Source organism: Pseudomonas fildesensis (assembly GCF_001050345.1).
GTDB lineage: Bacteria > Pseudomonadota > Gammaproteobacteria > Pseudomonadales > Pseudomonadaceae > Aquipseudomonas > Aquipseudomonas fildesensis.
In genome coordinates, this window is record NZ_LFMW01000011.1 from 22,192 (window position 1) to 34,096 (window position 11,905).

Sequence of the window (11,905 nt, forward strand, 5' to 3'; positions counted from 1 at the left end):
GCCTGGGACGCTCCGCGTCCCGCCAGCCACCCTAAATCCGGAGTCCTGCGCACGGGTGACGCGGAGCGTCACGGGATGCATTCCCACGCTGAGCGTGGGAACGATCAGGCCGCGTTTACATTGACCCATCGCTCTTCCCGGGCGGCCTGGCGAATCGCGGTTGCCAGCCGCTCAACTTCCCACGCCGCCTCAAAGTCAGTGCCGTTCGCGCCTTGGCCTGCGACGGCCATGATCAACTCCTGCACCTCCAGCGTCTTCAACTCGTTGTACCCCAGTTGGTGGCCAGCCGCCGGGCTGAACGCGGCATAGCCGGGCAGGGCGGGGCCGGCCAGCAAACGCTGGAAACCGTCCTGGCCGGCACGGCACAGGCGCAGTTCATTCAAACGTTCCTGATCGAACGCCAGCGTGCCTTGGGTCCCGCTGATCTCAAAACTCAGGTGGTTTTTGTAGCCGTGCTTGAGCCAACTGCTGCTCACCGTGCCGCGCGCGCCATTGGCGAAACGCAGCAGCGCATGCACCTGGTCATCCACCGCGATGGATTTCATCGCTTTGCTGCTGTGTACGGCTGGGCGCTGGCCGTGGACGGTCTGCGTGTCGGCACACACGCTGACCACATCGCCGACTAGGTAACGCGCCATCGACAGCAGGTGGCTGCCCAGGTCCGCCAACGCGCCGCCGGCGTGTTCCACTTCACAGCGCCATGACCAGGGTGAAGCCGGGTCGGCCATGAAGTCTTCGCTGAACTCGCCCTGGAAGCTGATGATGTCTCCCAGGTCGCCCTTGGCGATCAACTCGCGCGCGAGGCCGATCATCGGGTTGTGTTGATAGTTGTACCCCACGCGGGTCACTACGCCTGCTGCACTCGCGGCGCGGCGCATGGCGTCGGCCTGTTCCAGGCTGACCGCCAGGGGTTTTTCGCAGTACACCGACTTGCCTGCAGCAATGGCGGCCATGGCCATTGGGTAATGCAGATGGTTGGGTGTGGTGATGGCCACGACATCGACGTTGGGGTCGTTGATCAAGGCCTGCCAGTCGCCATGGGCCTGGGCAAAACCCCAGGCTGTGGCGCAACGCTGGGCGCGCTCGGTGTCTGCATCGGCCAGTGCGGCCAGCTTGAGGCGTACCGGCAGTTCAAATACCGCGCGGGCGTTGTTGAACGCCAGGGCATGGGCGCGCCCCATGAAGCCTGTGCCAATCAAGCCGATTCCGAGTTCACGCATCGCCGTGGTCCTTTGGATTATTGTTTTCAGGATGCCTATTAATGGAATAAAAATTCCCAATATTCAAGATATGGAATAATAAATTCATATTCCGGCGTTGATCGTTCCCACGCAGACATGGGAACGATCAACAGGGAGGGCGCATCATTGCGGTTGATGGGGCTATATTCAGGGCATGGCCAAACGCCGCCAGTTAACAAAAGATAACGTAGCGCCGATTGTCAGGCGATTCGAAAGCCCGATAGGATGGCCCTGCTTCCTTCAGGCGCTCTAGATTGCAGGTTTCAGAGCCCGGGAAGGCGGACCTAACAATAATAAATGGGGAGAAAGGTCTATGAGTGAGCCTGTCATGGGTTGGGTTGTTTGCCGCCCACGCGCCGCACGCAGGGTTGCGTTGCTGGCCACAGCGCTCTCGCTGTTTGGGGCCGTCGTGTTATCGACCGCCGTCCAGGCCGCCAGCGATACCACCGCCCCAGCGGTGTTTGCCATTGAATCGCCCAAGGCCGCCAAAGGCCTGATGATTGACGTCGTCCACGCAGGCAAGCGCCTGGTGGCGGTCGGTGATCGCGGGCACATCCTCTATTCCGATGACCAGGGCAGCACCTGGACCCAAGCCAAGGTGCCTACCCGGCAATTGCTTACGGCGGTGTTTTTCACCGACGACAAGCAGGGCTGGGCGGTCGGGCATGACGCGCAGATTCTCGCCAGCACTGACGGCGGCGCTACCTGGGCCGTGCAATATCAAGACCTCAAGCGCGAAGCGCCGTTGCTCGATATCTGGTTCAAGGACGCCAGCCACGGCTTGGCCGTGGGCGCCTACGGTGCGCTGATTGAAACCACCGACGGCGGCAAAACCTGGGAGGACGTCAGTGACCGCCTCGACAACGAAGACCAATTCCACCTCAACGCTATCGCCCGGATCAAGGACGCCGGCCTGTTTATCGTCGGCGAGCAGGGCAGCATGTTCCGCTCCAGCGACGATGGCCAGACCTGGGAAAAGCTCGAAGGCCCCTACGAGGGCTCGTTGTTTGGCGTGATCAGTACCGCCCAACCGCAAACCCTGCTGGCCTACGGTTTGCGCGGCAACCTCTATCGCTCCACGGATTTCGGCAGCACCTGGGAACAGGTTGAGTTGAATGCCGCGCGCGGCGCACTGGAATTCGGCCTGTCAGGCGCGACCTTGCTTGATGACGGCGCGCTGGTGGTGGTCGGCAACGGCGGCAGCGTGGTGGTCAGCCACGACGATGGCCTGACCTTCAGCGTATTCAATCGCCCGGACCGTATTTCACTGTCGGCAGTCACGGCGGCAGGCAATGGCAACTTGATTCTGGTCGGGCAGGGTGGTGTTCGTGTCGCCAAGCCAACCGGCGCCGAACTCGAAAAACAATAAGAAGGCGGGGAAAGAATGAGCAGTCATCACAACGATAAAGCGACCTTTCTTGAGCGCCTGATCTTTAACAACCGCCCGGCAGTGATCGTCATCTGCCTGCTGGTGAGTATTTTCCTGTTCTGGCAGGCGACGTTGATTCGCCCGTCCACCAGCTTTGAAAAGATGATCCCCCTCAAGCACCCCTTCATCGAAAAGATGATGGAACACCGTAACGATCTGGCGAACCTTGGCAACACGGTGCGTATCTCGGTGGAGGCCAAGGACGGCGACATCTTTACAAAGGAGTACATGGAGACCCTGCGTCAGATCAACGACGAGGTGTTCTACATCTCCGGCGTCGACCGCTCGGGCCTCAAGTCGCTGTGGAGCCCCAGCGTGCGCTGGACCGAAGTGACCGAAGAGGGCTTTGCCGGCGGTGAAGTGATCCCGCAGAGCTACAACGGCTCGCCGCAAAGCCTCGATCAGTTGCGCAACAACGTACTCAAGTCCGGCCAGGTCGGGCGCCTGGTGGCCAACGATTTCAAGTCGAGCATCGTCGACATCCCGCTGCTGGAGGCCTACCCGGACCCGCAGGACCAAGGCAAATTGCTCGCCCTGGATTACCAGAAGTTCTCCCACGAGCTTGAAGACAAGATCCGCACCAAGTTCCAGGAACAGAACCCCAACGTACAGATCCATATCGTCGGTTTTGCCAAGAAAGTCGGTGACCTGATCGATGGCCTGATCATGGTGGTGCTGTTCTTTGGCGTCGCCTTCGTCATCACGCTGGTTCTCTTGCTGTGGTTCACCAACTGCTTGCGCAGCACCATCGCAGTGTTGAGCACGACGCTGGTGGCGGTGGTTTGGCAACTCGGTTTGATGCACTTCTTCGGCTTCGGACTGGATCCGTATTCGATGCTGGTGCCGTTCCTGATCTTCGCCATCGGTATTTCCCACGGCGTGCAGAAAATCAACGGTATCGCCCTGCAATCCAGTGAGGCGGACAACGCTCTGACGGCCGCACGGCGGACCTTCCGGCAATTGTTCCTGCCGGGGATGATCGCGATTCTGGCGGATGCGGTGGGTTTCATCACGCTGCTGATCATTGATATCGGTGTGATCCGCGAACTGGCCATCGGCGCGTCCATCGGCGTGGCGGTGATCGTGTTTACCAACCTGATCCTGCTGCCGGTGGCGATTTCCTATGCCGGCATCAGCGCACGCGCCATCGCCAGGAGCAAGAAAGACGCGAACCGCGAACATCCGTTCTGGCGCCTGCTGTCGAATTTTGCCAGCCCGAAAGTCGCGCCGATCTCCATCGCGCTGGCGCTTGTCGCTTTCGGTGGCGGCCTCTGGTACAGCCAGAACCTCAAGATCGGCGACCTCGACCAAGGCGCGCCGGAATTGCGCCCGGACTCGCGTTACAACAAGGACAACAACTTCATCATCAGCAACTACTCCACCAGCTCCGACGTGCTGGTGGTGATGGTCAAGACCAAGGCCGAAGGCTGCTCGCGTTATGAAGCGATGGCGCCCATCGACCAGTTGATGTGGAAGATGCAGAACACCGAGGGCGTGCAGTCGGCGATCTCGCTGGTGACCGTGTCCAAGCAGATGATCAAGGGCATGAACGAGGGCAACCTGAAATGGGAAACCCTGTCACGCAACCCGGACGTGCTGAACAACTCCATCGCCCGCGCCGATGGCTTGTACAACAACAATTGCTCCCTGGCGCCGGTGCTGGTGTTCCTCAACGACCACAAGGCCGAAACCCTCGACCGCGCGGTGCATGCGGTGCAGGACTTCGCCAGGGAGAACAACAAGGACGGCCTGGAATTCATTCTCGCCGCCGGTAACGCCGGGATCGAGGCCGCCACCAACGAGGTGATCAAGGAGTCGGAGCTGATCATCCTGATCCTGGTCTACCTCTGCGTGGCCACCATGTGCATGATCACCTTCCGCTCCTGGGCCGCGACCTTGTGCATCGTGCTGCCGCTGGTGCTGACTTCAGTGCTGGGCAACGCGCTGATGGCGTTCATGGGCATCGGCGTCAAGGTCGCGACCTTGCCGGTGGTGGCGTTGGGCGTGGGGATTGGCGTGGACTACGGCATCTACATCTACAGCCGCCTGGAAAGCTTTCTGCGTGCCGGCCTGCCGTTGCAAGAGGCGTACTACCAGACCCTGAAATCCACCGGTAAAGCCGTGCTGTTCACCGGCCTGTGCCTGGCAATCGGCGTGTGCACCTGGATCTTCTCGGCGATCAAGTTCCAGGCCGACATGGGCCTGATGCTGACCTTCATGCTCCTGTGGAACATGTTCGGCGCACTTTGGCTGCTGCCGGCGCTGGCACGGTTCCTGATAAAACCCGAGAAACTGGCGGGGCAGAAGGGCAATTCGTTGTTTGCCCACTGAGCCGTGAGGTGAGGGCGTTCCTGCCCTCACCTCCGGGTTTCATTGGTTTGCGCGCGGCGCCCGTGTGATCGCGAGGAAAATCTGATCCACGGGTGGCGTGATCAGTACGTAAAGAATCCGCGTGAGCGGCTCGGCGCCGGGCTCCGTTTGGTTACGCAAGTAGGCCTGGACGTGTTGCTTGAGCAAATCCTTTTGCGTGTATTTGCGTTGTTCAGGCAGTTTCAGGTGCGCTCTGGTGTAGCGCTCGGGCGGTGCGTCGGCGGCGGCGTAATGAAAGTGTGCATACCACAACACCACCGGCGGTTTTTGAGCCTTGTCGTACACGGCGTATTCGGTGAAGTAGTCTCCGCTGAGGGTCGGGCGCTGCGGGTCTGCCAGGCTCGTCAGGTTGATATCAATTTGTTTGTGCTCCCACAGGTAATTGAGGCTTTCCTGCGTCGGCCATTGACGCTTGTACGCATCACTGCAGACGCGCGCGGCCAGCCGGCCGATGTCCCGGGCCTGCGCCAGGTATTCATCGATCAGGTCCTGGGATGCTGCCTTGTCGAGATGATCGCGCTTGATTTCATCGGCCAGTGCCGTGAACTCCTTGGCGTGACGGGTCAGCAATTGGTCCCAGTCATCCGGATTGACCTGTTGGCGGGTCAGCGGCGAGTCGAGCTTTTTCTGGTCGGCCGTTATCACCTGTTCAATGCCTTTGCGCTGCCCGATCAACGCCCGACCGAAACCTCTGAGTGTCGCCAGTGATCGGCCCTGGGGCTCGGGTTGCGGCGGGGTGGCGGGCTCGTGGGCAGTGGTTGCCCAACCATCTTTTTGCTGGGTGAAAGAGGCAATGGTTTCGCCGGTTAACGTATCGGTGATGGTGAAATGTTCTTCGTTGCTCTGTGCATCCGCCGGTTTGAGTTCGCCGATCAGGTATTGCTTTTTACGGGTCTTGAACACGCGTTTGGCCGGGTCCCTGGGCCGTAGCGTTTTTGACAGGGGCAGCTCGACGTCCAGCGCTTCCTGTTTGCGCACCACCGATTCCAGCTCGCCTTGCGCCAGCGCCTGGGCGTAGGCGAGGCCGTCAAGCAGGCGCTCGGCCTCCGGGCGCAGGCGGCCAGGGTTGAGCGCCTTGAGGGCGCGAATGGCCTCCTCATAGAGGCGGTACTGCTTGAGGACCGTCTCATAGACATCACGTTGCTCGGCAAGCGGGTATTCGGCGCCGCTGCGCACTTCAATGTGAGACAGCAGCACTTCGCTCAACTCGGCCTGCTCGAGGCGTTTGATATACAGCTCTTCTTGTGGCGGCAGGGCCGTATCGGGCAGCCTCACGCTGGCGGCGTCGAGATAGTTCAGCGCATTGAGCTTCAGGTTGTCGGAGAAAAAGTGCTGCGGGCGCTGAATTTGCGTCAACAGATCCTGACGGACCAACCGGCCCTCCAACGAGTCCTGTTCCAGTTGTTCAAGGGTGGTTTCCATGGCGACGGACACTTCGGCCATGTGCTGGCGAATGTTCGCCGATTCAATGGCATTGCTGATGTATTCGTTGTAGACCGAAACGTCTCCCAGCACGTTATTGATAAACATCCGGTGCGCCATCTCGGACATCGGTTCGCCCGCGGAGGAAAAGCGCATGGCGTTCAAGCGGTCCAATAAAAAGCTGTGGATGAGCAGTTGCTGATCCCAGATGGTCTTGAGGATTTTTTCCCGGTCACGCACATGCACGCCGGCCTTGCCGACCTTTTCCAGCGCCTGGCCGAGCTGGACCATTTCGAGCCGCGGGCCCAGAGACTCGGCAAATTGAACCTCCAGGGTTTGCAGCAGAATTTGAAACTCGGTGCGCCGTTCCTGATGTTTCTGCGCTTCCCTCAACTGCCGCACCTCCAGGGCCGGTCGTTGTATATCAGTGGCTTGCTGCAGCACATTGCGCACTAGATGTAAGGTTTTTAGCTGGTTTTTCAGGTCCGTGTAGGCGGCTGCCACCCTATCGATGGACGCCATGACCGGCGCCATCAAATAGGTCACTTCTACATTGAGTGCTTGTGCGCGTTCGAGTGCTTGCTGGGCTTTGCGCTGGTTATCTTCGCGCAAGGCCGCCACGCGCTTGGGGCCGCCCCCCAATAGTTTGAGCCCACGGTCCAGTGTCCAATGACCGTTGCCATCGGTTTTAAGCTTAATGCCGGGGTGGTCCGGTTTCTGTGGGTGAATGAGAAATACATCGCCAAAACCCGCAACGATACTGACCCTGAACAGCAGGCTGCCAATCGAGGCGTGCCACAGGTTGTTGATGCGGTATAAGCCTGTGTGGGGCCCGATTTTGATTGGCTCCGGCGCAGGCACAGGCCAGGGGGTGTTGAGCGCCCGCAGTTTCTGCAGGAGCCTTGCCGAGGCGTTGTCGCCGGCGAGGGAGTGATCAAAATCCAGCAGGGTACGGCCACCGCCCGGCGGTTCGGACGGCAGGCCGACAATGCCCCGTTCAACCCTGGCCGTTGGGCTCGCTGCGTGGCCGGGTAGCGGGCGTCTGAAAGGGCTGCGTGTGAGGGCCGATTCATCGCGCGCGGGAATGTTGGCGGGCGCGGTCAGTGATCCCTGGTGCACCAGCAGCATGCCGATATTGAGCAGCAGGTCGACCCACGCCAGCTCCTTCGCCGTGGGGTCGTCGCTCTCCAGCGCCGGCAGGTCCTGCGTGAGGCCTTGGGTCAGTTGAATCAGCCAGCCCGCAGCGGCCAGGGGCCCGCGTACCGCGATCAACAACGTGTTGAACCCCAACTGCATCCCTTCCAGAATCAGCGCCCAACGGCTTTCTGTATTGGAGGTCGATTCGCGCTCGGCCTGGTCAAGCAGTTGGCGGGTTTCACAGCCAAACAGATACTCCATGAGACTGCCATTGTTGAGCGCCTGAAGGACCTCGTCGCTGCTTTCATCGCCGGCCTTTGCCAGCTCGGCAGGTTTGGGCACGTCGGGCAGTATGTCGAACTCCGAACCCATGCCGACACGGACGTAGTGAGGCTGGGTAAAGCCGCCGTTGCTGTAGATCGCCCTGGCCGTGTCCGCCAGCCAGGTCAGCACGCTGTCTTGCAAGGCGCCGGGTTGCACAATCGCCGCCAACAGGCGCTCGCGGCTGGCAAATTCGAGCACCGAGTCGCGATAGGCCGGACGATAAAGCACGTGCGGCCCGCGCTGGGTGTCGAGGGGTTCGATGATGAACATGTTTTGCACCACATCCGCCGTGGCGCCGGGCTTGCGCACAAAAGCCAGCGGGCGGATGACGATCTCGTCGCCGTCGACCCGCCGCTCCAGCGGGGCCGGGGCCAGCAGCGCATTCACGCAACGAAAACCGCGCGGCGTGAAGCCCGCTTCGCCTTTGATCGTGTGCTCCAGCGCCTGGGTTTTGAGGTGGACGGGCCGTTGTTGCTGGAACAGCTGTTGGCGTTTTTGCGCGGCCTCGGTGTCGCTCATCAGTTCCTCGCGCAGGTAGTAGGGGTAGTTTTTGCCGATGTCGACATGCTGGACCAATTGCAGCAGGTAGTCGGGCGTCAACCACGTTTCAATCTCAAGGCCCTGGCGATGGTTCAGTGTCATGCGGCCTTTGGGTCTGCCCGAGAGGTTTTTCAGCGCCAGGTCGACCAAGCTCATGGGGACCGGTTCGACATACCCACCTTCAAGGCTGCCCACCGGGACGTGAAAGGTCAGCACCAAGTCGTCAGCGTTGTAACCGGCCGACAGTGCGGCGGCGTCGCAGGTGCGCTGGCCGCGCAGGGCTGCAGTGCGGTCCAGGCACAGTTGGTGGTTCAAGTGCTGGGTGGCGTAGCTGCGCAGCGTTTCCAGGCCGTCGAAGTCCGCGTCGCCGAGGGTTTGGCGGCGGATACCGGCTTGCTCCAGCAGGCTTTGGCGGTAGGCCATGCGGTCGGCGGCGCCGGCGTGTTGCAGCCAGTCGGGCAGGGCGGCCTGGAGGGGCGACAGGGTTGTAAGGCGCGGGCCGGGCAAGCCGGTGAATGCATTGGCCGGGTTTGTGGTTGCGGCAAACAGCTGCTCCAGTGCCGGGACGCTGGATCTGGCGGGGAGTTGAATGGCGGCGAGGTCATCCAGTTGCTGGTTCAATATGAGCGCGGCCTGTACCTCGAAAATATCGCCATCGGGCTCGTACTGCTGCCAGGTAATCCGGTCGGCGGTGTAACGTTGCTGCATACGCTCGCCCCAGGCCACACCGAAGGCATCGAGGTCAGGGTATGACTCAATCTCGCCGGACAGACGACACAGCACGACCTGCTCGCGGTTGACCACCAGCACGTCGTTGGCTTGCAACGTGAGTCGGCTGCCTGCGCGATCCAGATGTGTCTCCAGGGTGTAAGCATGGACCGCATTTTCGGGCCAGGGGCGTGCGGTGCGCGTTGCTCGATCAGGATAGCGATTGAGTGTGCTGAGGGTTTTCAGCGGCTGGGCGCCGCTGCCGGCCTGGCGAACAGCCGAGTCCAGCTGTGCACCTTGCAGCACCCTGGCCAGCCACTTCCAGCGACTGCCGCCGGCGTCGCTGTCCTGGCCCCAATAGGCTGACAACGCCTCTTGAAAGCCAATAAACAGCAGCAACGGCAATTCCCGGATAACCTCCTCAATGACCTGCAGGTCATAGCCGCGCTGCCCATTGACTGGGTAGCTGAGCCGGGTGCCATCGGCGCTGCTCAGGTAGCACTCCAGGCCGTAGCGTGAGGATAAATCCGGGAAGCTGCCATCGGCCATATGGCTCAGTGCTACCTCCAGCAAGGGAGACAACGCGCGGCCGCCACCTTCACGGGGCCGTGCGAGTCGAAGGTCGTCGAGGGGGGACGTCAGGGGCGGGTATTTTTCGGTGAGGTTGCGGGCCAGCATCTGCGCGGTGACTGAGCGCAACGTCGGGCGGGTCAGGAACTGGGCTTGAACCGCTTGTCGGGTCAGGTGAGCAGGGGGTGTCGTGTTCGGGTCTGGCATGGGTAATCCTTTACGTTGAATAAAGACGTGCTCATCCACGGTAATGCGCTGCGCTGCGGTGATGCGGTAGCCCGTTAGGGTTTTAGGCCCTGGCGGCAAACTGGCCTATGATTAGCGCTTTGAACCTGACGAAAGACTGTGATGACTGATAATTTGCTGACCGTCCTTGAAGCCAGCGACATGCTTGAAATCAATGGGCTGCACACCTTCGACTTCGTGCTCAACGAAGAGAAGCTGCTGATCATCGCCTTGGACGGGCGTGCCGAAAAACGCTGGACGTTCACCTTGGAGCAGGTAGGCGCTGCCGCCTTCGATGAAACCTTGCAAAGCTGGACCCTTACCGGTGATTCGGGCGAGCACCGCCTGGTCTGCATGAGCGGCGTCACCGGCAACAATAACGACGAGGATGAAGCCGATGATGATGCGTAAATTCTGGCCCCTGCTGATGGCCGGCAGTGTCGGTGCGATGTCGGTGCAAGCCGCGCCGGCCGACACTTATGAACTGCTGGTGGGCAGCTACACCGCCGGCAGCAGCGAAGGGATTTACCGCCTTCAGTTCGACAGCCGCACCGGCCAGTTCCAGGGCAAACCGGTATTGGCCGCCAAGACCGCCAACCCCTCGTGGCTGACGGTCTCCAAAGACCAGAAGTACCTGTTTGTGGTCAACGAGAACGGCCCGGGCCAGACAGACTCGGTCGGCCGCGTCAGCAGCTACAGCATCGCCCCGCAGAATCATCAACTGACCCTGATCAACCAGGTGCAGAGCCTGGGCAATGAGCCGACCCATTCCAGCGTCGCCGGTGACGGGCGATACCTGTTCGTCGCCAACTATTCGGTATTGGAAGATCCGGGCGGCAGCCTGGCGATTCTGCCGGTGGATGCCACGGGCAAGCTGTCGGCGCCGGTGCAGTTGAGCGGGCACCCAGCCAGTCGCGTGAACCCTGAGCGCCAGGCTTCCAACCATGTGCACTCGGTGGTGTCGTCGCCGGATGGCAAGTATGTGTTTGTGCAGGACTTGGGGGCGGACAAGATTTTTGCCTACCACTACGACCCCAAGGCCAACCACGAGCTGCCATTGACGCCGGCCACCCCTGCTTCTGTTCAACTGCCGCCGGGCAGTGGCCCGCGTCATTTGTTGTTCAGTGCTGACGGCAAGCATGCCTGGCTGACCACCGAGATGAGCGCCCAGGTCGCGGTGTTCGATTACAACGACGGCAAGCTCAGCCAAACCCAGTTGGTGGAGTACGCCGCTGGCCAACCGGTGTCCGACAAGGCTGGCGCCGCGTTGCATGCTTCAAGCGATGGCAAGTTCCTGTATGTGAGCAATCGTGGCACGGCCAACCAGTTGCTGGTGTTCAGCATCGACCCGGCCACCGCGCACCTCAAGGAACTACAGCGCCGTTCCGTGGAAGGCGACCACCCGCGTGAGTTCAGCCTGGACCCGAGTGGCAAGTTCCTGCTGATTGCCAACCAGAAAAGCAATGAAATCGTGGTGGTTGAACGCGACCCCAAGACCGGCCTGCTGGGTAAAACCGTGCAGAAATTGCCGATCGATGCCCCCAGCGACCTCAAGTTCCTGGTGCGTCAATAAGCCACAGGCCCCGCATGGCGGGGCCTGAGTCTTTGTATTAATTCTATTAATAGCGGCTACTGTTTCAAAGCATTTCTAAGGTTCTACCCTCGGGCGTAAGTTTGGTTCCAAGGCCTTCCCAGGCCACTCAACCAAACGAACACAAGGGTTACCGACATGAACTTCAATCTCTTCTCGATCATCGCCGCTTCCGCTGTCTCCGCCACTGTTGCCTTGCCAGCGGCCGCCAGCGTGGACGTCTCCGGCAAAAAATCCAGCACCAGCGCCTACACCCAGAAATACCTGCAACAAAGTGCCAACTTCTACGCCGCCCTGGATCACAAAATCCAGCAATAAGCGTTGATTGACCCTGCACTCAAGCAAATG

At 60.6% G+C, this 11,905-nt stretch carries 7 protein-coding genes; 5 read left to right on the forward strand and 2 right to left on the reverse strand.

Going from position 1 to position 11,905, the window contains the following annotated elements; all coding sequences use genetic code 11:
• Positions 1–104: 104 nt before the first annotated feature.
• Positions 105–1,220, reverse strand: coding sequence for a Gfo/Idh/MocA family protein (locus ACR52_RS16190; protein ID WP_048726098.1), 1,116 nt, complete (start codon positions 1,218–1,220; stop codon positions 105–107).
• Between the two features lie 349 nt (positions 1,221–1,569).
• On the opposite strand from ACR52_RS16190, the gene ACR52_RS16195 reads away from it, so the two are divergent.
• Together ACR52_RS16195 and ACR52_RS16200 are read left to right on the forward strand one after the other, a co-directional pair.
• On the forward strand, positions 1,570–2,610 hold the full coding sequence (locus ACR52_RS16195; RefSeq protein WP_082143173.1) for a WD40/YVTN/BNR-like repeat-containing protein: 1,041 nt from the start codon (positions 1,570–1,572) through the stop codon (positions 2,608–2,610).
• Between the two features lie 15 nt (positions 2,611–2,625).
• Positions 2,626–5,001 (forward strand): efflux RND transporter permease subunit, encoded by a 2,376-nt coding sequence (locus ACR52_RS16200; RefSeq protein WP_048726104.1) that lies wholly within the window; start codon positions 2,626–2,628, stop codon positions 4,999–5,001.
• Between the two features lie 39 nt (positions 5,002–5,040).
• On the opposite strand, the gene ACR52_RS16205 is transcribed toward ACR52_RS16200, so the two are convergent.
• Positions 5,041–9,948 carry a hypothetical protein gene (locus ACR52_RS16205; protein ID WP_048726107.1) on the reverse strand — a complete coding sequence of 1,636 codons (4,908 nt, stop codon included), beginning with the start codon at positions 9,946–9,948 and terminating at the stop codon, positions 5,041–5,043.
• Between the two features lie 141 nt (positions 9,949–10,089).
• Here ACR52_RS16205 and ACR52_RS16210 point away from each other — a divergent pair, with 141 nt between their 5' ends.
• From ACR52_RS16210 to ACR52_RS16220, 3 genes are all read left to right on the forward strand, one after another.
• Positions 10,090–10,377, forward strand: coding sequence for a DUF5629 family protein (locus ACR52_RS16210; RefSeq protein ID WP_048726109.1), 288 nt, complete (start codon positions 10,090–10,092; stop codon positions 10,375–10,377).
• Entirely contained in the window at positions 10,364–11,539 is a 1,176-nt protein-coding gene (locus ACR52_RS16215; protein ID WP_048726628.1) for a lactonase family protein, read from the forward strand. The genes ACR52_RS16210 and ACR52_RS16215 overlap by 14 nt, the downstream gene beginning before the upstream one ends.
• A 156-nt stretch (positions 11,540–11,695) precedes the next feature.
• On the forward strand, positions 11,696–11,875 hold the full coding sequence (locus ACR52_RS16220) for a hypothetical protein (RefSeq protein ID WP_048726112.1): 180 nt from the start codon (positions 11,696–11,698) through the stop codon (positions 11,873–11,875).
• Positions 11,876–11,905 lie beyond the last annotated feature (30 nt).

What these genes read in the sequence shown, in the direction of transcription:
- ACR52_RS16210 (WP_048726109.1), top strand. Translation starts at nt 10,090, where the DNA reads ATGACTGATAATTTGCTGACCGTCCTTGAAGCCAGCGACATGCTTGAA.
- ACR52_RS16220 (WP_048726112.1), top strand. Translation starts at nt 11,696, where the DNA reads ATGAACTTCAATCTCTTCTCGATCATCGCCGCTTCCGCTGTCTCCGCC.
- ACR52_RS16200 (WP_048726104.1), top strand. Translation starts at nt 2,626, where the DNA reads ATGAGCAGTCATCACAACGATAAAGCGACCTTTCTTGAGCGCCTGATC.
- ACR52_RS16205 (WP_048726107.1), bottom strand. Translation starts at nt 9,948, where the DNA reads ATGCCAGACCCGAACACGACACCCCCTGCTCACCTGACCCGACAAGCG.
- ACR52_RS16215 (WP_048726628.1), top strand. Translation starts at nt 10,364, where the DNA reads ATGATGATGCGTAAATTCTGGCCCCTGCTGATGGCCGGCAGTGTCGGT.
- ACR52_RS16190 (WP_048726098.1), bottom strand. Translation starts at nt 1,220, where the DNA reads ATGCGTGAACTCGGAATCGGCTTGATTGGCACAGGCTTCATGGGGCGC.
- ACR52_RS16195 (WP_082143173.1), top strand. Translation starts at nt 1,570, where the DNA reads ATGGGTTGGGTTGTTTGCCGCCCACGCGCCGCACGCAGGGTTGCGTTG.